This window comes from Carnimonas nigrificans ATCC BAA-78, from assembly GCF_000526695.1.
Taxonomy (GTDB): domain Bacteria; phylum Pseudomonadota; class Gammaproteobacteria; order Pseudomonadales; family Halomonadaceae; genus Carnimonas; species Carnimonas nigrificans.
In genome coordinates this window covers 87,725-105,859 of the sequence record NZ_JAGO01000012.1, presented here as the reverse complement: position 1 = coordinate 105,859, position 18,135 = coordinate 87,725, and the positions used below count along the sequence as shown (strand labels likewise).

Here is an 18,135-nt window from a genome sequence, read left to right as displayed (position 1 = left end):
TTGTAACACGGTTAACAGCGCAGGCTGTATCTATTCAAGGCGGTATCGTGCACTGCTGACGCACGCATTGATATCGCACATTTTTATTTCTTTTTTCCACAGGATTTTCATGGACATTCGTAAAGTCAAAAAGCTGATCGAGCTTCTCGAAGAATCAAACATCAGTGAAATTGAAATCCAGGAAGGCGAAGAATCCGTACGCATCAGCCGTGGCGGCACTGCGGCTCCCGCGCCGGCTCCCGCCACCTATTACGCTGGCGCAGCACCTGCTCCGGCTCCCGCACCGGCAGCCCCTGCTGCTCCCGCGCCGGTAGCTGACGAAGTACCTGCGGGCCATCAGGTAAAATCGCCCATGGTCGGCACCTTCTACCGCTCGCCGGCACCCGGTGCAAAATCCTTCGCTGAAGTAGGCCACAGCGTCAAGAAAGGCGATACCGTGTGCATCGTTGAAGCGATGAAGATGATGAACCAGATTGAAGCTGACAAGGATGGCGTCATCGAAGCGATCCTGGTTGAAGATGGCGAACCGGTCGAATTCGACCAGCCTCTGGTAGTGATCGGTTGATACCCCTCTTCTTTCACCAACGCCAGAGAGTCGCCTTATGTTGCAAAAGGTACTGATCGCCAACCGTGGCGAAATCGCACTGCGCATCCTGCGTGCGTGCAAGGAGCTCGGCATCAAGACCGTCGCCGCGCACTCCAAGGCTGATCGTGATCTTATTCATGTACGCCTTGCCGATGAAGCCGTCTGTATCGGCCCGGCACCGTCGCCTGCTTCCTATCTGAATATTCCGGCACTGATTTCCACCGCTGAAGTCACTGATGCCCAGGCCATTCACCCCGGCTACGGCTTCCTCTCGGAGAATGCCGATTTTGCCGAGCAGGTCGAACGTTCCGGTTTCACTTTTGTGGGGCCGACCGCCGAAGTCATTCGTTTGATGGGCGACAAGGTTTCGGCCATCGAAGCGATGAAAGCCGCCGGCGTCCCTACCGTCCCCGGCTCCGATGGCCCGCTTCCCGATGACGAACAGGCGCAGCTGGCTATCGCCGACCGCATTGGCTACCCCGTTATCATCAAGGCAGCCGCAGGTGGCGGCGGTCGCGGTATGCGCGTCGTGCGTGAACCGGGTGAGCTGGTGGGTGCGGTCGCGATTACCAAAAGCGAAGCCGGTGCCGCCTTCGGCTCCAGCGTGGTCTACATGGAAAAATTCCTTGAACGCCCACGCCATGTTGAAATCCAGGTGCTGGCCGACGGCCAAGGCAACGCGATCCATCTGTACGATCGTGACTGCTCGCTTCAGCGTCGTCACCAGAAGGTGCTGGAAGAAGCGCCCGCCCCTCACCTTGACCCGCAAGCGCGTGCCAAGGTACTGAAACGCTGCGTCGATGCGTGCATCCAGATCGGCTACCGCGGTGCCGGTACGTTCGAATTTCTGTATGAAGATGGCGAATATTTCTTCATCGAAATGAACACCCGCGTACAGGTGGAGCATCCGGTTACCGAGATGATCACCGGTATTGATATCGTGAAAGAGCAGCTACGCATCGCCTCAGGCATGCCGCTGTCGATCACTCAGGAGGATGTGCAGGAAAACGGCCACGCCTTCGAGTGTCGTATCAACGCAGAAGATTCGCGCACCTTCATGCCCTCGCCAGGCAAGGTGACCTTCTATCACGCACCCGGCGGCATTGGCGTGCGTATGGATTCACACCTTTACACGGGCTACTCGGTGCCGCCGAACTACGATTCACTGATCGGCAAGCTGATTACCCACGGTGAAGATCGTGACAGCGCGCTGGTTCGCATGCGCAATGCACTCGATGAGCTGCTGGTCGAAGGCATCAAGACCAACATCGAACTGCAACAGGATCTGGTGGTAGACGACGCCTTCAAGAAAGGCGGTGTTAACATCCACTATCTTGAGCACAAGCTCGGCCTGAGCTAAGCCTCACGCTGCTTGCGCACCATCGCCGGGGAGGTCTCGTTGATACGGGCCTCCCCGGTCTGTTTTCACCGCATGTGGCTTGTGTCTACATCCGTGATACGCCACCCTCTCGCACTCTTTATCGCTATCTGTTCATTCACTTCCCAACGCAATCAGGACTACTTTCATGGCATGGCTACAGCTCAAGGCGCGCGTTGCTCCTTCCTATGCAGAAACCCTCGAATCCTTGCTGCTCGATGAAGGCGCCCAGGCCATTACCTTCGAAGATGCAGAAGACCGCCCTCTCTATGAGCCAGATCTGGGCACAACTCCCCTGTGGGCCGAAACGGTACTGACGGGGCTCTACGATGATCTGGAAGGCATCGAGGCCATGCTGGAGCGTGTTCGCGCCGGCTGGGGTGCGGTAGAGCCGGATTCCCCCTGCCCCGAGATCGAATATGAAGTACTTCAGGACAAGGACTGGAGCCGTGAGTGGATGGATGGCTTCGAGCCTTTGAAAATGGGCCAGAAGCTCTGGATTGTCCCGAGCTGGACCGATGCCCCCGACCCCGATGCCGTGAATCTGATGCTCGACCCAGGACTCGCGTTCGGTACCGGCACCCACCCCACCACAGCGCTGTGTCTTGAGTGGCTGGATAGCCTGGCCGTGGAAGGCGAGATGCACGAGAGCGAGGTACTCGATTTCGGCTGTGGCTCGGGCATTCTGGCTATCGCCGCGCTGAAACTGGGGGCGCACTTCGCGCAGGGCGTCGATATCGACCCGCAGGCACTGCTGGCAACCCGCGACAACGCCGAGCGTAACGGCATCGACGAGCAGCGGCTGGAAGTTGCCCTGCCCGAACACGAGCCACAGCATCAGTACGCCATCGTGGTCGCCAATATACTGGCCGGGCCGCTGGTTGAACTAGCCCCTACGCTTGCTTCACGCATGGCACCGGGAGCACGTTTTGCACTCTCCGGCATTCTTGCCAACCAGGCTGACGGTCTGGCCGAAGCCTATCAGCAGCAGGGCCTGATTATTGACGATATTGCTACCCGTGAAGGATGGGTGCGTGTCAGTGGACATGCCCCAGGCTGATTAAGTCATTGATAAGCAAGGCCAGCGCTGCGTTGCCCGCGCTTCGACGCCGCAAACGACGTGTTGGCCTCTGTTCAAGACCTCTGCTCATATTGAATATTTTTTGATCACTTTGGTCGCGACGCGCCTTCAATTGCCCGCCACTTGGCGCTATCATAAGCCCCCCTTAAATCAACACTGCTGTCGAAGCGGCTCGCGGATACCTCATGCCCTTTCAAATTGGTTCTCACCAGTTCGAAAATCGTCTATTGCTGGCGCCCATGGCAGGCGTTACCGACCGCCCGTTTCGCAAGCTTTGCAAGGCGCTGGGAGCGGGTATCACCGTATCGGAAATGCTCACTTCCGACCGTCGTCTGTGGCACACTCCAAAGTCGCGGCTGCGTCTTGATCACCGTGGTGAAAGCGGGCCACGGGTCGTGCAGATTGCCGGCGGTGATGCCGACATGCTGGCAGATGCCGCTCGTGCCAATGCCGAGCACGGCGCCGATATCATCGACATCAACATGGGATGCCCGGCCAAAAAGGTGTGTAACAAGGCCGCAGGCTCGGCACTCTTGCGCGACGAAGCGCTGGTGGGCGAGATTCTCGACGCCGTGGTCAAGGCGGTCAGCGTACCGGTTACCCTGAAAATCCGTACCGGCTGGAGCAGCGATAGCCGCAACGGCGTGCGTATCGCGCAGCTCGCTGAATCCCTCGGAATCAAGGCGCTGGCCGTACATGGCCGTACCCGCGAACAGAAGTTTGTCGGTGAGGCGGAATATGACACCATTCGCGCCATCAAAGAGGCCGTCACGATTCCGGTGATCGCCAATGGCGACATCGACTCTCCCGCCAAGGCCGCCCAGGTACTCGCCTATACCGGTGCCGATGGCTTGATGATTGGCCGTGCTGCGCAAGGGAATCCGTGGATTTTCCGTGAGATACAGCACTACCTGAGCAGTGGCGAGCAGCTTGCGCCGCCCAGCCATGAGGAGCGCCTGACCACCATGCGCCATCACCTGAATGCCCTGCACGAGCACTATGGTGATTTCATGGGCGTGCGCGTCGCGCGCAAGCACGTAGGGTGGTATCTCAGCACTCTGGCGGAGGGACGCGAGGCTCGCGCCACCTTCAATACCCTCGATCACAAACAAGCTCAGCTCGACTTTCTCGATCACTTTTTTGACCAAACGTCGCTGCATACGCCCGACGGAAGTACGCTCCAATGAATGAACGAATCACTATTCCCCAGCCCCACGAGGCTATCGCGCAAACGCCTTCTCATCACCCGCAGGGCGAGTGCATGACACTGCGCGAAACGGTAGCACTGACCATGGATCGCTACTTTACCCACCTTGACGGTGAAAGCGTCAGCGATCTCTACCAGATGGTTATTACCGAGGTCGAGGCACCGCTGTTGGCAAGCGTGATGGAGCATGTCAACGGTAACCAGACCGCCGCCTCCCAGATGCTGGGGCTGAATCGTGGCACGTTAAGAAAGAAACTGAAGCAGTACGGATTGCTCTAACGCATCAGGAAGGCGAAGCCCACTCAGGTTTCGCCTTCATTGGTTTGACCTTGACCCGCTCACCAGCGGAACGCCTGCTCCCTTCACCCATCCAAAGAGTCTTGCATGAGTTCTTCCATTACCCCTATCCGCCGCGCGCTGCTCAGCGTTTCCGATAAAACCGGCATTGTTGACCTGGCCCGCGCGCTTACCGAACGTGGTGTAGAGCTGCTATCGACCGGCGGCACCTATAAACTGCTCGCCAGCGAAGGCATTCAGGTACGCGAAGTCTCCGACTACACTGGCTTTCCCGAGATCATGGATGGCCGTGTAAAGACCCTGCATCCGAAGATTCATGGCGGCATTCTGGCTCGTCGCGGTCAGGATGACGAGGTAATGAAGGCGCACGACATCGGCCCCATCGACATGGTGGTGGTTAACCTGTATCCCTTTGAACGCACGGTCGCCAACCCCGAATGCAGCCTTGAGGATGCCATCGAAAACATTGATATCGGTGGACCGACCATGGTGCGGGCCTGCGCCAAAAACCACGCCTTCACCACCATTGTGGTTGATAGCGGCGACTATTCTCGCGTTATTCAGGCCCTGGCCGATCAGGAAGGCGGCGTCGATCATGCGCTACGTTTCGATCTCGCCGTGAAGGCGTTTGAACACACCGCCGGCTATGACGCCGCCATTGCCGCCTATCTGGGGCGCAAGGTCGAAGGTGAAGAGGCAAAATTCCCGCGCACCTGGGGCGAGCGTTTCGTGAAGCGTGAAGAGATGCGCTACGGTGAAAACCCGCACCAGAGCGCTGCCTTTTATGCCGAAGCAGCACCTAAAGAAGCCTCCATTGCCACCGCTCAACAGCTACAGGGCAAGGCGCTCTCCTACAATAATGTCGCGGACACCGACGCCGCACTGGAGTGTGTAAAAGCCTACAGCAAGCCGGCCTGCGTAATCGTAAAACACGCCAACCCTTGCGGTGTTGCCGTGGTTCCCGACAGCGAAGGCGGCATTCTAACGGCCTATCAGCGCGCCTTTGCCACCGATCCTGAATCAGCCTTTGGCGGTATTATCGCCTTCAACCGCGAACTGGACGGTGATACTGCCGCAGCGATCGTCGCCAAACAGTTCGTCGAAGTGATCATTGCCCCCCGCGTCAGCCAGGCCGCACGCGATGCCGTCGCTGCCAAGAAAAACGTGCGCCTGCTGGAGTGCGGCGAGTGGCCCGCTGAACGCAGCGCTGGCTGGGATTACAAGCGCGTTAACGGCGGCCTGCTGGTCCAGAGTCGCGATATTGGCATGATCACTGCCGACGAGCTACAGGTAGTCACCAAACGCGCCCCCACCGAGCGCGAGCTGCACGACCTGATCTTTGCCTGGAAGGTAGCCAAGTTCGTGAAGTCCAACGCCATTGTCTACGCCAAGGAGCGTCAAACCATCGGCGTGGGCGCAGGACAGATGAGCCGTGTTAATTCAGCGCGCATCGCCGCTATCAAGGCAGAGCAGGCAGGGCTGGAAGTCGCGGGTTCCGTCATGGCGAGCGACGCCTTCTTCCCCTTCCGTGATGGTATTGATAACGCCGCAGCAGCGGGTATCAGCGCGGTGATTCAGCCCGGCGGCTCGATTCGCGATGAGGAAGTAATCCAGGCCGCGGATGAAGCGGGTATCGCGATGGTCTTCACCGGTATGCGCCACTTCCGCCACTAGCCCATATTTGCCATGGATGCGGGGGAGGTATTGATGGCTCCCCCGCATAGGCGGGGATAAACCGGAGGACGTTTCAACGTTCGGCGATCTGGTCAGGAGTTCCCCGCATAGGCGGGGATAAACCGTCGGTCGGGGTGGGATGACATTCAGACGAATATCAGCGAGTTCCCCGCTTTCAAGCAAATAAAAAAGCAGCCGCCACCCCAATGGGTCGCGGCTGCTTCTCGTTATAGCTCTCGTAAAATACTCGGCACTCTTCTTCTCAGCTGTTACCAACCATACCAAGAAATTCGCGGCGGCTATCGGGATCGCTGCGCAGGCTGCCCAGCATTACCGAGCTTTTCATGCTGGCGTGCTGCTTCTGAACACCGCGCATCATCATGCACATATGGCGCGCTTCAACAATAACGCCCACGCCGGCAGCACCCGTCACCTCTTCAACTGCCGTGGCGATCTGGCGCGTCAGCTCTTCCTGAATCTGTAGACGGCGTGCATACATATCGACAATGCGCGCAAACTTCGACAGCCCCAGCACCTTGCCCTGCGGAATGTAGCCAATATGACAGCGGCCAATAAAGGGCAGCATATGGTGCTCACAGAGGGAGTAAAGCTCGATATCCTTGACCACCACCAATTCATCGCTGGCGGATGAAAACACTGCGCCGTTAACGATCTCATCAAGGGACTGCTGGTAGCCACAGGTCAGATATTGCATCGCCTTGGCAGCACGTTCCGGAGTGTCGAGCAGCCCTTCACGCTGCGGATCCTCACCGATGTTGCTCAAAATCTCGCGGTAATGGCCCGCCAGAAAATTGTCACTCATGAATACTTCCAAACGAAAAAGCGGATAGGTGCGGCGACTACTGAGCGCAGTGGCCGAGCACAATGACGACCGCATTCTAGCTGATTTCGTCCTTTTCGGACACACTGGCCCACTTTTCCGCGCACAGCCCTCCCTAAAGACATTATGCCAACCACTGAGGCTGTTGCAGATTAAGCCGCTGCACCTCCAGCGCACGCACATGATCGCGCCAGAAATCGCTCGACTCCACCCATGGAAATGCCTGGGGGAAGGCGGGATCATGCCAGCGGTTGAGAATCCACGCGCTGTGACGCATCAGGCGGCAGATACGCAGCAGCGGAATCCATGCCAGTTCACGGCGGTCGAAGTCACGGTACTCTTCATAGCCTTCGATCAATTCGGCTAGCTGCGCCTGCGTATCCTGCTCGTGATGCTCACTCAAAAACATCCATAGATCCTGCACCGCAGGGGCGTAGCCGCAGTCGTCGAAGTCAACCAGCGCAAAATGCTCGCCATCGCCCAGGATATTGCCCGGATGGCAATCGCCATGTACCGCAATGGACGCCACCTTGGGCAGCGACAGCTTGCTGATCGTATTCACAATCGCATCGGAAACAGCGGCATAATCCTCGCGAGTGGTGCCGCTCAAACGTCCGCTTGCCAGCACAGTGTCGCGACTTTCGCGACACTGGGAGGCGGCATCAAAATGGGGACGATGGGGCAGCAAGAGCGATGCACTGGCGGCATGCAGGCGACCAATGGTTTGCCCCAACGCAAAAAGCTGCTCCATATTGTCCAACTCAGGAGCACGGCCTCGTAGCTGCGGAAACAGCGCCAGGCGCTGATCTTCCACATGAAACAGGCTTTCACCCTGCGCATTGCGCCATACGTCCCCTACCGGCACACCGGCGCTGGTAAGCTGCCCCAGCAAACGGTGCTCATCGCCAATGGCGGCGTCGCTCCAGCGTGCCGGACGATAGAACTTGGCAATCCATGGCGTCGCATCTTCATCACGGAAGGCGTAGACGCGATTTTCGTAGCTATTCAGCGCGAAAGGTTCTGAGCCGATACGAAAGCCGACTTCTTCGATGGCGCGCACTATACGTGATGGGTTCAGGTCGGAGAACGGAGGGGATAGAGAAGCCATGAACAAGCCCTAGCGTGCAAAAGCCTCAGTGTAGCCCAGCACCAAGGCGGTAATGAAGGATCATTGTGATGAGGATCGCCACGGCAAAGGCGATAAAGGCGGCAGCTTTCACTTCACGGGCGAAGGAGAGCCGCTGCGTCTGCGACTCAGCGCACGGCCACCAGCAACCATTCCGGTGATGCCAGCGCCCCCAGCTCAGCAGAGTAACCACTAGCGCTGCCAGCACCAGCAAAGCGCCTATGGCAGAAGGAAGCGTCAGCATTGTCTCCCGCACCTCCTTCTGCCATCGTTTTCCCTGGATATTCTTAATATCATACTCACCCGCTGCGGTTGGTTCACTTCACTGGGCGCTCAGATAACCCTACGAGGACTCTGGGCATCGACGTCGCTTTTTGTTACCGGTAGACTTCGTCATCGCTCGGCTGCTCGACATTTCCCCGCAGCCGTTCGGAACACTCTCCAAAAACGCACCGGCACAGACCGATTTCGCGGGAGAGCCGTTCTACACAATAACGTAGCAGCATTCGCACAGTGCCTACATCGGCACGTACTGTTTCAAGGAGTAGTCGATGATCGTCGCCGATTCTCAAGCGCCGGTTGAGTGGCTCATGCACGTGCTCCCTTATATTGGAGCGGCCCTGGCCATTTTTGTAGTGGTGATGCTGATAGTAGGGAAATTCTGGATATTCCCCCACCCCTCCACCCGCCATGCGCGCAATCGCCGCAAGCGGGGCAAGCACACCACCTAGCGACGCCTGGCGGAAGGCGTTCGTGCCAGCGCCAGGCCACCGACCCACTCAGCTCCCGCGTCAAAACAGGCACGCGCCAGAACTTCCAAAGTGGCACCGGTTGTCATGACATCATCAAACAGCAGCACGCGAGCGGGCACCGCCTCGTTCACCACAAAAAGCTCGCTGATATTGCGCCAGCGCTCCTCGCGCCGCAAGCCTCGCTGACTGCCCACGCTGTAGCGTCTTTCTGCCGTGATTAGCGGCTTCCCCAACGCCTTCGCCAGACGCACGGCCAGCCACTCTACGTGATCGAAACCGCGCTGTCGCTGGCGGATAATATCCGGTGGCACCGGCATGATCGCTTCGCACTGCCACAGCGCGTCCAGGCGTTGGCCCGCTGATGCTGTGCTCAACACGGTTAACACCAGCTCCAGAAGCAGCCGCCCCGCATGCAAATTGCCGCTGCTTTTATAACGTCGCACCAGCCACTCGACTTCATTTTGCAGTACCAGCGGCACCCAGCATTGGTGCAGCAGCCCAGGCATTACCTGACAGCGCGGGCACTCCTTCTCTTCCCCCTCAGATGCGGCCAACGGCACCGCACATGTCCAACAAGCATGATCGTTACGCGGCAGCGCCCTATAACAGCGTTCACACCACGGCAGCCCCACTATCGCCCGCCCTCGACAAAGCGGACAAAACCCCGGCAACCAGCGCAGCAGTACACGTTCATGCCATCCAAACAGCTTCATGACGCCCTCATTTTCATTGTTCATAGAGAGAGCGTTTCGGCAGAAAAGGAAATGAATTTAGGCTGTTAGCAAAATCCGCCTTGCACTCGCCCATACGGATAGGCATAATGCGCAACGCGCCGACCTGGTGGAATTGGTAGACACGCTAGATTTAGGTTCTAGTGCCTTATGGTGTGAGAGTTCGAGTCTCTCGGTCGGCACCACTCTTTAGTTCGCTGATGTTCGTCATTGTCCGTGAATCCCCCGCAGCACCGCATCTCAAGCCATTTTCTAGTCCGCTGTTGTTCGCCTTCATAGCGTGGTTATAATCACTCTCCTTGTACACCTATATGTACACCCAAAGTTCGGTTATTCACCGCAAGCCGAATGAAGCCTCCACCTGATCGCCGCAATACTTTCTTATTATCAGCGCTGCTATATAGGAATGCCGATATATCATCTGTAGGTATTCCGCTTTGGAATATTACAGGTTTACCGAAATATGCTTCTTTTATGAACAATATCGGGCATCGGGTACAAAAGCCCCATTGAGCAGCATACGTTGAACAGGCTCCCAAAATGCTCGTCGCAATAACAGAACTGAAGCAGCCTTCTCTCCGTGCTAGAGAATGGGTCTGGTGGATCATGGACAAGGGCCGTCGATATTGATCTCAAGAAGAGATACAGCACCCGCCCCTCTTGACAGTGCTAAAACACCTTTAAATTGCGCGGCAAATGCCTGTCACCCAGAGCGGTAGGCTCTTGGATAACGATGCGAGGGAACTGCCACCTCATTGATGTGGTCGTATGTTCGTTATGGCAGCACCAACCGCGGGCGAAGTTAAAAGCCCGTGGCGTGATGGTGTAGCATAGGGATGATGCGGTTTTAAGCGTAGCTACCAGGTCAATGGTTCTATCGCACGCCAGCAAGTTAATCCATTTTCATCAGGTAATGCCCTTAAGTGGTTTCTTGAGGGGAACAATGAATACTACGTATTCAGGTTTGGGAGTTAGTTTTATGGGAAATGTTTCAAAGGGAATCATGTTTGCCGCGCTTGTTTTAAGCACATCGGCGGCTCATGCCGAGAACCAGTGGCAACAAGCGCAGCAACAGCAGAAGCAGGCATTGCAACAGACATGGCAGCAACAGAAAGAGGGTCTGCAACAGCAATGGCAGCAGCGGAAACAGGAGCAGCAGCAAGAACAACAACAGACCAAGCAGGATTTACAGCAGAAGTTGCAAGACCGGCAGCAAGAACAGCAACAGAAGAAGCAGGATTTGCAGCAGAAATTGCAAGACCGGCAGCAAGAGCAGGAACAGAAATTGAAAGACCAGCAACAGAAGAAGCAGGACCTGCAACAGAAGTTGAAAGACCGGCAGCAAGAGCAGGAACAGAAATTGAAAGACCAGCAACAGAAGCTGAAAGACCAGCAGCAAGCGCAACAGCAGAAGAAGCAGGATCTGCAACAGAAGTGGAAAGATCAGCAGCAAGCGCAGCAACAGCAGAGACAGGAGCTGCAACAAAAGTTGCAACAACGGAAACAGGAGTTGCAGCAGGAGTGGCAACAGCAGTCACAAGCACAGTAACAGAAAACCTGTAAATAAATTTTGTGCCACTTTCCGCACTTCACTGGTGGTCGCCGATGCGGCCACCGAACCTGATAATAAAGCAGAGCATTACCCACTCAATATTCAATAGCGAACAGATTATTTCAACCTGATAAATAATATTAAAACAGCCGAGTAATATTGATATTAACCTATACTTTTTATTCACTCTCGGCATTCGTTTATACGGTGACTTCCTGATACATCCCAAGAAAGACCGTTATGGCAGCGGGTAATAACCATGACGCTGCACGTGCCTGTTCAACGTCTGCTGCGCATTGGCTCTAGCAGCGTTAAGAACAGAATCAGGAATAACCCGCGCCACATTACGCCATAAACGGCCATAACCCTCAGCACCGCCTGGTTCCTCGTATCGCCATTGAAAGCGATATGGCGGGAGGCGTTGATAGCAATCACATGAAATTCAGGATTGCCGCTCCCTACCCATTCCACTGCGCCCAGTTAACGTGTACTGTCATGATTTCGTGCAAGAAATTCATAAGCTGCCGGATGTAGCCCGCTGATGCGTGGTCTACGCCAATTACCCTGAACAAAGCATGATCTGCTTGAACGTCAGGGGCTGTATCGAGTGCTACATAATGGCGCTGGTATCGAGAGTAGCGAAGTGAATGCAGGCGACATAGGCAGAGCGACAGCAATGCCATTTGCCTTGCATAAACGGTTTGTTCGAAGAGCTGGCCGTATTGCGGCCCTGTTCGAAGAAGCATATGAGCGCTGGGGAACTTGATGCCATTTGTAGCGGATCGCGGCACCATCCGCTACCGCCAGGCGGTAAAAGCGGGACTACAAGGGATAGCTCCATGGGATCGCCCCGCTCCCTCTGCCGGTCAGGAACACAATAAAAGTGCATAACATCTTCCAGCAGCAGCGCTTTTCTACCCCATAACAATACAGCATTGAGAAATACGCCATGTCTTCAGTAGCATCCGCCTCTTCAGCTCCCGGGCCTGAGTCTCGACGCAAACAGGCCAAGCTGATTGCAGCCGCAAGTCTCGGAAACACCCTCGAAATATTCGATTTCACCGTTTTCAGCTTTTTCGCCACTATTATTGGTAGCCAATATTTTCCTTCCAGCACCCCGTATGGCTCGCTGCTGATGGCCGTCGGGGTATTTGGCGTGGGCTTTGTCATGCGCCCACTGGGAAGCATGATATTAGGCTCCTATGCAGACCGTGCCGGGCGCAAGGCAGCGATGTTGCTCACCATTGTATTAATGGGGTTAGGAACATCCATTATTGCGCTCTCCCCCACTTATGCGCAGATTGGTATTATCGCTCCTTGCCTCATTCTTGTTGGGCGTCTTTTGCAAGGCTTCTCAGCCGGTGGTGAAATCGGTGCCTCTACCGCGCTGTTAATGGAATCAGCCGGGCCGGGCAAACGTGGTTTTTATATAAGCTGGCAGGTCTCCACCCAAGGGCTTAGCTCCGTAATCGGCTCCACCTGTGGTGCTCTGCTTACCACCTTCCTTCCTCATGATGCGCTCTACGCCTGGGGATGGCGTCTGCCCTTTCTGATTGGTCTGCTGATTATCCCTGTCGGGCTGTACATTCGCAGTAATATTGATGAAACCTTCGGCACTCATCAGCAGCATGGCAAACAAGAGGTCGTCCATAATCCGGTCGCGGAATTTATACGCAATCACCTGCCGCAGTTCATTCTGGGCCTCGCCATTATCATGACGGCCACTCTGCTGACCTATATCATGCTCTTTTATATGCCGACCTATATGATGAATGTCTCCCATCTTTCATCGACACTTTCTTATGTCATGAGCATCATGGTCAGTCTCATGCTAACGCTTTCAGGGATTGCGTCCGGCCTGCTGATAGACAGGTTCAAGCGCCGCAAACCGTTTGTCATCGGCTCCCTTATCATTGCCATTCTGTTGGTGTATCCAAGTTTCGCCCTGATTGATTCAGGCTCGACGCTATGGCTGGCGTTTGTGTTGCGTCTGCTGATTATTGCTGCGCTTGGGTTCAACATGACTTCCGGCATTCTGCTGATCATTGAATCCCTGCCCCGCCCGGTGCGTGCAACAGGACTTGCCATGACCTATGCGCTAGGCGTCGCCATCTTCGGCGGCACGGCACAGTTTATTGTTACGTGGCTCTTGCAGATAACCGATAACCCGCTTTCGCCGGCCTGGTATTTGATTATCATGCTGCTTATCGGCCTGTTTGCCTGCCTTGCATTTCGTGAGCGTCACTACGATTAAACGTTTTTACACCCTCAGATAATAGGCTTGATCATGAATGTGACTTCTTCATTCACCTCCATCCAATCACGCATCAGCGAGTTTCTTCCTGAGATGGTGGCTCTGCGTCGTGATATCCATCGCCACCCTGAACTCGGGTATCAGGAGCAGCGCACCAGCGATATAGTGGCCAATCTTCTTGCCGAATGGGGCTATAGCGTTGATCGGGGCCTGGGTGGTACAGGTGTGGTGGGTACGTTAAAGCGTGGTGATGGCAATGCCACCATCGGTATTCGCGCCGATATGGATGCGCTCCCTATTACCGAAACGGCTGACCACGATTATGTCAGCACCAATCCCGGCGTTATGCATGCCTGTGGTCACGATGGGCACACCACCACGCTGCTGACAGCGGCTCGCTATCTGGCGCAGCATGGTGAATTCGATGGCACTCTGCACGTTATTTTCCAGCCTGCGGAAGAAAGTCTCGGCGGCGGCCTGAAGATGATCGAGGATGGCCTGTTCGAACGCTTTCCGTGCGATGCGGTGTTTGGCTTGCATAACATCCCCGGCATTCCGGTAGGCAAGATGAACTTTATCGCAGGGCCAGGAATGGCTTCTTCCGATACTGCCATTGTGCGCATTATTGGCCGTGGCGGCCATGGCGCGGTACCGCACTTGAGCGTGGACCCCATTGCCGCTACCGGCTCCCTGATTACCGCGCTGCAAACGGTTGTCTCCCGCAATGTGCCTCCGCTGGAAGCGGCTGTCGTTACCATTGGCAGCATTCATGGCGGCAGCACCAGCAACATCATCCCCGATAGCGTTGAAATGGAGCTGACCATTCGGGCATTTTCTGCTGAGGTACGCGAGCTGCTGCAAGAGCGCATCACCACGCTATGCCAGCAGCAGGCGCAAAGCTTTGGCGCGACCGCTGAAGTTGACTATCAGCGCGGCTATCCGGTGCTGGTCAATGATGAAGAACAGACCGCGTTTGCCCAACAGTTGGCCATTGAGCTTTTTGGTGAGAGCAATGTTGCAACCAGCGACCCCATTACTGCCAGTGAAGACTTCGCTTACATGCTGGAGAAAGTACCGGGCAGTTACCTATTCGTTGGAAACGGCGATAGCGCTTCACTACATAATCCAGGCTATGTATTCAATGACCAGAACATTGGCACTGGCGCGATCTACTGGGCGGCATTGGTAGAGCGTTATCTGAAGCGTTCGTGAGCATTCTGGCGCTGCGATAATCGCTCTGGGTCATCTGCCTGAGCAGCACTATTTCCAGAGTGAATTTCGCGTATTTAACGCGCATGCAGTCAATCGCAAAAGAGGCCCCATTCTAATGAATGGGGCCTCTTTGTTTACCGGGCTTATTCACTTATGCCCATAGCAGAGAAGATATGTAAATAGCGCCAGTTATCTTCTTATTCCAGAAACAATTCCAGAAACAACATCACGCCAGTTTAAAGAAGCTCACGATGCCCTTGTTAAATGCTGGCAAGTCGTTGGGATCGCGGGAGCTGACAAGATTGCCATCCTGAACGAATTCATCATCCACCCAGTGACCACCTGCGCGCTCAATATCGGTCTTGATAGAGAGATAGGAAGTGAGGGTACGGTCCTTCAATACATCCAGTTCAACCAGCGTCCAGGCACCGTGGCAGATGGTGGCGATGGGCTTTCCTGCATCCATGAAGGCTTTGATGAACGCCAGCGCTTCCTTGTCGATACGCAGCGTATCGGCATTGACGGTGCCCCCTGGCAGCACCAGACCATCGAAATCATCGGGGTTGGCGTCAGCAACAGCAAGGTCCGCTTTATATTTGGCAGAAGGTTCGATATCACCATTCAGGGATTGGATTTCCTCAACGGGAGACACCAGCACGGCCTCACCACCCGCATTACGGATAGCGTCACGAGGCTGAACAAATTCGACTTCTTCTACACCATTCGTGGCGACAAAGGCGATTCTACGAGACATCCTGTACCTCCATGCACATTGATTGCTGTCCCCTATACCGTGGTAGCGGGCAGCAGGAATTTCAATGGGAGCGCATACATATCTCGGGAAATGGGAAGAAAGGAAGGAAGGAAGGAGCATCGAAGCCCCCTTCTGCCAGTGAATACTGGGGCTGAGCAGTGCAATGATTTAGTAGCCGCTTGAATCAGCCATATTTTATGTATCTTAGCGACTAAATTCAGGTTTGTTAGGTATACCTGTTGCTCGATAATCAAGCTCTGATTTTATAGCGTTCTGGCAATCAGCAGTCTCTTCTTCGGCGGCATCATTTCTGCATTCATCATACCGCTGCTTGCGCTCATCTGGATGCTGATTGTAATAAGCCACGTCATGCCCTGATTTTCCACATCCGCTCAAGGAAACCAGCATAAGGGTTGCAGAAATTGCTGCCGTAAAATATTTCATATTTACCTCAATTGAACACTGATTTTATCGGTATACCTGACGCTCTATAGCGTTTGATCTAATGAGGCACGATCAGTCTGCGCCTGTCTGTATTACGAATTGCTAATAGCGTCCAAGCGAATATTTCGACCGTTAGCGTTGTCTGGATTCGTTCGTGTAAATCCTGAATCCCTTTCTTGATGTTAGTCGAGCCAATCTACTGCTGGGGCTATCGAAGTATCATAATCAACATAAGCTGGGGCTGAGCAGTGCCCCATGCCGAGATCATCTCAAAAGGTCTCGGAATGGATGCCTGCCCAGCCCCTATAGAACGCAATAACGCTGACGCTGCGCTCTCATTCGCTCATGATTATGCGAGCTATAAAATCACTCGCTTCCATCAAGGCTTATGAAATGCGCAAGCTGCTCGTTGGCGATATTCCCGTGATCACGATCAGCTTTGCCACAGGCGCGTCAATGGCCCGCCTTCACCAGTCACCGGATCACTGTTAGGGAAGCTCGTGGTACGAATACGCTCCTTCATCGCCTCATCCGGGGCACTGCGATTGATATCGGCGTGCTCTCCGGGAGGGTAGGCGCCCACCACCTGGAAATCATCCGACGCCTGAAGGCAGCGGTGCCCTGTGCCGGTTGGCAGCACTACGACATCACCCTTTTTCATGGTGACGGTACGCCCACCGGGGCCGCCGAGCATCACCTGAGCCTCGCCCGCAAATACGCCGAGCACTTCGTGGCCTTCGGTATGGTAGTGGTGGAAGGGGTAAATGCCCCAACGCCACTGGGGAGGCCAACCGTTCTCGTTAAATATCTGCTCCATGGTGGAAGCAAGGTCCATACCGTCGCGCGGGCGCGTGATTGCGCCCTGATACTGTAGCACCGGCAGATGGGCGTTGTTGGGCACCCAGTCATGGGCGGTCAGCATAAAATGGTCGGCTGAGACATCCCCGCTCTGAGCCGCCAGTACATTCAGTGAATTACCCGTCATGACCGTTGCTCCAAGGACGGCACCTGCACCGATGAGGAAGTGACGTCGTCCAGTTTGAATTGGCATGTTTTCTCCTCCAGATCATTATGTGCTGAATAATTCGACAAATGAGCGGTATTGCCGTACCTCGGGAGACTCCCGAAGATCAGGCGCTTTCGGTGCGCTCGATCTCGTCAAGCATGGCCGCTTGCATCGTATCGAAGGGCGCTTCATCCACCCCCGTATACAGCTCTACCTGCCCACAGGATTGATGGATCATCATGCGCGTACCGGCGACGGTAGTGCAACCGATACCATTTGCTTCCTTGATGAAACGGGTGCGTGACGGAATAAAGGCCACGTCCATGACCACCAGATGAGACGCAAGCTGTGAGGCTTCCAAAGGCGTTTGGTCAGGGGCACGAAATCCGATGGACGTCGCGTTGATGACCACATCAAAATCATCGGCGTTAAACGCATCGAAGTCGCCACCGTAGCTGGCATCGAAATCCTCGATCAGCGCCTTGGCTTTATCGGCGGTGCGGTTGAAAACGGTCACCGTCGCTTCTTCATTGACCAAGCCATAGACAATGGCGCGAGCCGCCCCACCGGCGCCCAGTACCGCTACGCGCTTGCCGCGCGGATCAACGGCTTCCTTCAAGGCACGAATGGCACCGATATAGTCGGTGTTGTAGCCAATCAGCCTGCCATCAACGTGATTGATGGTGTTCACGGCACCGATGGCCCGAGCAGGCTCGGTCAACTCATCAAGGTGTTCGATAACAGCCTGCTTGTAGGGCATGGAAACGTTGGAGCCTCGGATGCCCAGGGTGCGAATGGCAGCCACGGCCGCTTCGGGATCATCAACGCCAAAACAGACAAAGGTGTAATCAAGCCCCAGTGCCTGATAAGCGGCATTGTGAATGCGAGCACTAAGGGAGAAAGGACTACCCATGATAGACCCGCAAAGGGCGGGAATTGAGCTAGGCATGAATACCTCCGGCAAGACAGGGTTAAAAAAAATGTACGGGCTTTAATGCCTCTTTCGCAAGGGCCTCAGGGGAAGCCTATATCGACGGCCCCCACCAGGCCCCCTTCCGAGCACAAACAAATGTCGAAAAAAGCCCTTCTTAAATATAAATTAATCACATCGGTATCCTCCATATGACTTTCGTCATGGGGTATACCCATTCACCCTCTCACGATCCTGCCTTGCGTTGCCATGAATTTTCTGGAGGAAGAAATATCTTATGCCGGAAGATCGACGCTGTTATCTGCCAAA

At 55.2% G+C, this 18,135-nt stretch carries 19 protein-coding genes and 1 tRNA gene; 12 read left to right on the top strand and 8 right to left on the bottom strand.

The window, feature by feature from the left end:
- Nucleotides 1–109 precede the first annotated feature (109 nt).
- The 6 genes from accB (at nt 110) to purH (ending at nt 6,223) form a co-directional block, all read left to right on the top strand.
- Nucleotides 110–565: an acetyl-CoA carboxylase biotin carboxyl carrier protein gene (gene accB / locus L881_RS0106540; protein ID WP_025732900.1), complete on the top strand. Its 456-nt coding sequence runs from the start codon at nt 110–112 to the stop codon at nt 563–565.
- 37 nt (nt 566–602) lie between these two features.
- Nucleotides 603–1,946, top strand: coding sequence for an acetyl-CoA carboxylase biotin carboxylase subunit (gene accC, locus L881_RS0106535; RefSeq protein WP_025732899.1), 1,344 nt, complete (start codon nt 603–605; stop codon nt 1,944–1,946).
- A gap of 166 nt (nt 1,947–2,112) precedes the next feature.
- Nucleotides 2,113–3,024: a 50S ribosomal protein L11 methyltransferase gene (prmA, locus tag L881_RS0106530; protein ID WP_025732898.1), complete on the top strand. Its 912-nt coding sequence runs from the start codon at nt 2,113–2,115 to the stop codon at nt 3,022–3,024.
- Nucleotides 3,025–3,230: 206 nt separating this feature from the next.
- Nucleotides 3,231–4,232: a tRNA dihydrouridine synthase DusB gene (gene dusB / locus L881_RS0106525; protein ID WP_025732897.1), complete on the top strand. Its 1,002-nt coding sequence runs from the start codon at nt 3,231–3,233 to the stop codon at nt 4,230–4,232.
- Nucleotides 4,229–4,531, top strand: coding sequence for a DNA-binding transcriptional regulator Fis (gene fis / locus L881_RS0106520; protein ID WP_025732896.1), 303 nt, complete (start codon nt 4,229–4,231; stop codon nt 4,529–4,531). Before dusB ends, fis begins: the two co-directional genes overlap by 4 nt.
- Before the next feature lie 105 nt (nt 4,532–4,636).
- Nucleotides 4,637–6,223: a bifunctional phosphoribosylaminoimidazolecarboxamide formyltransferase/IMP cyclohydrolase gene (purH, locus tag L881_RS0106515; protein WP_025732895.1), complete on the top strand. Its 1,587-nt coding sequence runs from the start codon at nt 4,637–4,639 to the stop codon at nt 6,221–6,223.
- A gap of 262 nt (nt 6,224–6,485) precedes the next feature.
- Here the strand turns inward: purH and folE are convergent, their stop codons facing one another.
- From folE to L881_RS0106500, 3 genes are all read right to left on the bottom strand, one after another.
- Entirely contained in the window at nt 6,486–7,046 is a 561-nt protein-coding gene (folE, locus tag L881_RS0106510) for a GTP cyclohydrolase I FolE (protein WP_025732894.1), read from the bottom strand.
- Nucleotides 7,047–7,188: 142 nt separating this feature from the next.
- On the bottom strand, nt 7,189–8,172 hold the full coding sequence (locus L881_RS0106505; RefSeq protein ID WP_025732893.1) for a serine/threonine protein kinase: 984 nt from the start codon (nt 8,170–8,172) through the stop codon (nt 7,189–7,191).
- A 25-nt stretch (nt 8,173–8,197) separates the two neighbouring features.
- Nucleotides 8,198–8,434 (bottom strand): hypothetical protein, encoded by a 237-nt coding sequence (locus tag L881_RS0106500; protein WP_025732892.1) that lies wholly within the window; start codon nt 8,432–8,434, stop codon nt 8,198–8,200.
- A gap of 307 nt (nt 8,435–8,741) precedes the next feature.
- Here L881_RS0106500 and L881_RS0106495 point away from each other — a divergent pair, with 307 nt between their 5' ends.
- On the top strand, nt 8,742–8,921 hold the full coding sequence (locus L881_RS0106495; protein ID WP_025732891.1) for a hypothetical protein: 180 nt from the start codon (nt 8,742–8,744) through the stop codon (nt 8,919–8,921).
- Here the strand turns inward: L881_RS0106495 and L881_RS12950 are convergent.
- The gene (locus L881_RS12950; protein WP_034578777.1) at nt 8,918–9,655 is read right to left on the bottom strand and encodes a ComF family protein; all 738 of its coding nucleotides are present in this window, start codon (nt 9,653–9,655) and stop codon (nt 8,918–8,920) included. The two genes, L881_RS0106495 and L881_RS12950, sit on opposite strands and share 4 nt — an antisense overlap.
- A 118-nt stretch (nt 9,656–9,773) precedes the next feature.
- On the opposite strand from L881_RS12950, the gene L881_RS0106485 reads away from it, so the two are divergent.
- From L881_RS0106485 to L881_RS0106460, 5 genes are all read left to right on the top strand, one after another.
- Nucleotides 9,774–9,858: transfer RNA gene (locus L881_RS0106485), tRNA-Leu, on the top strand.
- Nucleotides 9,859–10,616: 758 nt separating this feature from the next.
- Nucleotides 10,617–11,222 carry a hypothetical protein gene (locus L881_RS13755; protein WP_156926513.1) on the top strand — a complete coding sequence of 202 codons (606 nt, stop codon included), beginning with the start codon at nt 10,617–10,619 and terminating at the stop codon, nt 11,220–11,222.
- Between the two features lie 768 nt (nt 11,223–11,990).
- Nucleotides 11,991–12,116 (top strand): hypothetical protein, encoded by a 126-nt coding sequence (locus L881_RS14050; protein WP_281172172.1) that lies wholly within the window; start codon nt 11,991–11,993, stop codon nt 12,114–12,116.
- A gap of 58 nt (nt 12,117–12,174) precedes the next feature.
- Nucleotides 12,175–13,479 (top strand): MFS transporter, encoded by a 1,305-nt coding sequence (locus L881_RS0106465; RefSeq protein ID WP_025732887.1) that lies wholly within the window; start codon nt 12,175–12,177, stop codon nt 13,477–13,479.
- A gap of 33 nt (nt 13,480–13,512) precedes the next feature.
- Nucleotides 13,513–14,691 (top strand): M20 aminoacylase family protein, encoded by a 1,179-nt coding sequence (locus L881_RS0106460; protein WP_025732886.1) that lies wholly within the window; start codon nt 13,513–13,515, stop codon nt 14,689–14,691.
- Between the two features lie 226 nt (nt 14,692–14,917).
- Here the strand turns inward: L881_RS0106460 and L881_RS0106455 are convergent, their stop codons facing one another.
- From L881_RS0106455 to aroE, 4 genes are all read right to left on the bottom strand, one after another.
- Complete coding sequence (locus L881_RS0106455) at nt 14,918–15,445, bottom strand: type 1 glutamine amidotransferase domain-containing protein (RefSeq protein WP_025732885.1); 528 nt, start codon at nt 15,443–15,445, stop codon at nt 14,918–14,920.
- 204 nt (nt 15,446–15,649) lie between these two features.
- Nucleotides 15,650–15,889, bottom strand: coding sequence for an EexN family lipoprotein (locus L881_RS13750; protein ID WP_156926512.1), 240 nt, complete (start codon nt 15,887–15,889; stop codon nt 15,650–15,652).
- A gap of 433 nt (nt 15,890–16,322) precedes the next feature.
- Nucleotides 16,323–16,940, bottom strand: coding sequence for a cupin domain-containing protein (locus tag L881_RS0106445; RefSeq protein ID WP_084055423.1), 618 nt, complete (start codon nt 16,938–16,940; stop codon nt 16,323–16,325).
- A gap of 79 nt (nt 16,941–17,019) precedes the next feature.
- On the bottom strand, nt 17,020–17,808 hold the full coding sequence (aroE, locus tag L881_RS0106440; protein WP_211238899.1) for a shikimate dehydrogenase: 789 nt from the start codon (nt 17,806–17,808) through the stop codon (nt 17,020–17,022).
- Nucleotides 17,809–18,135 lie beyond the last annotated feature (327 nt).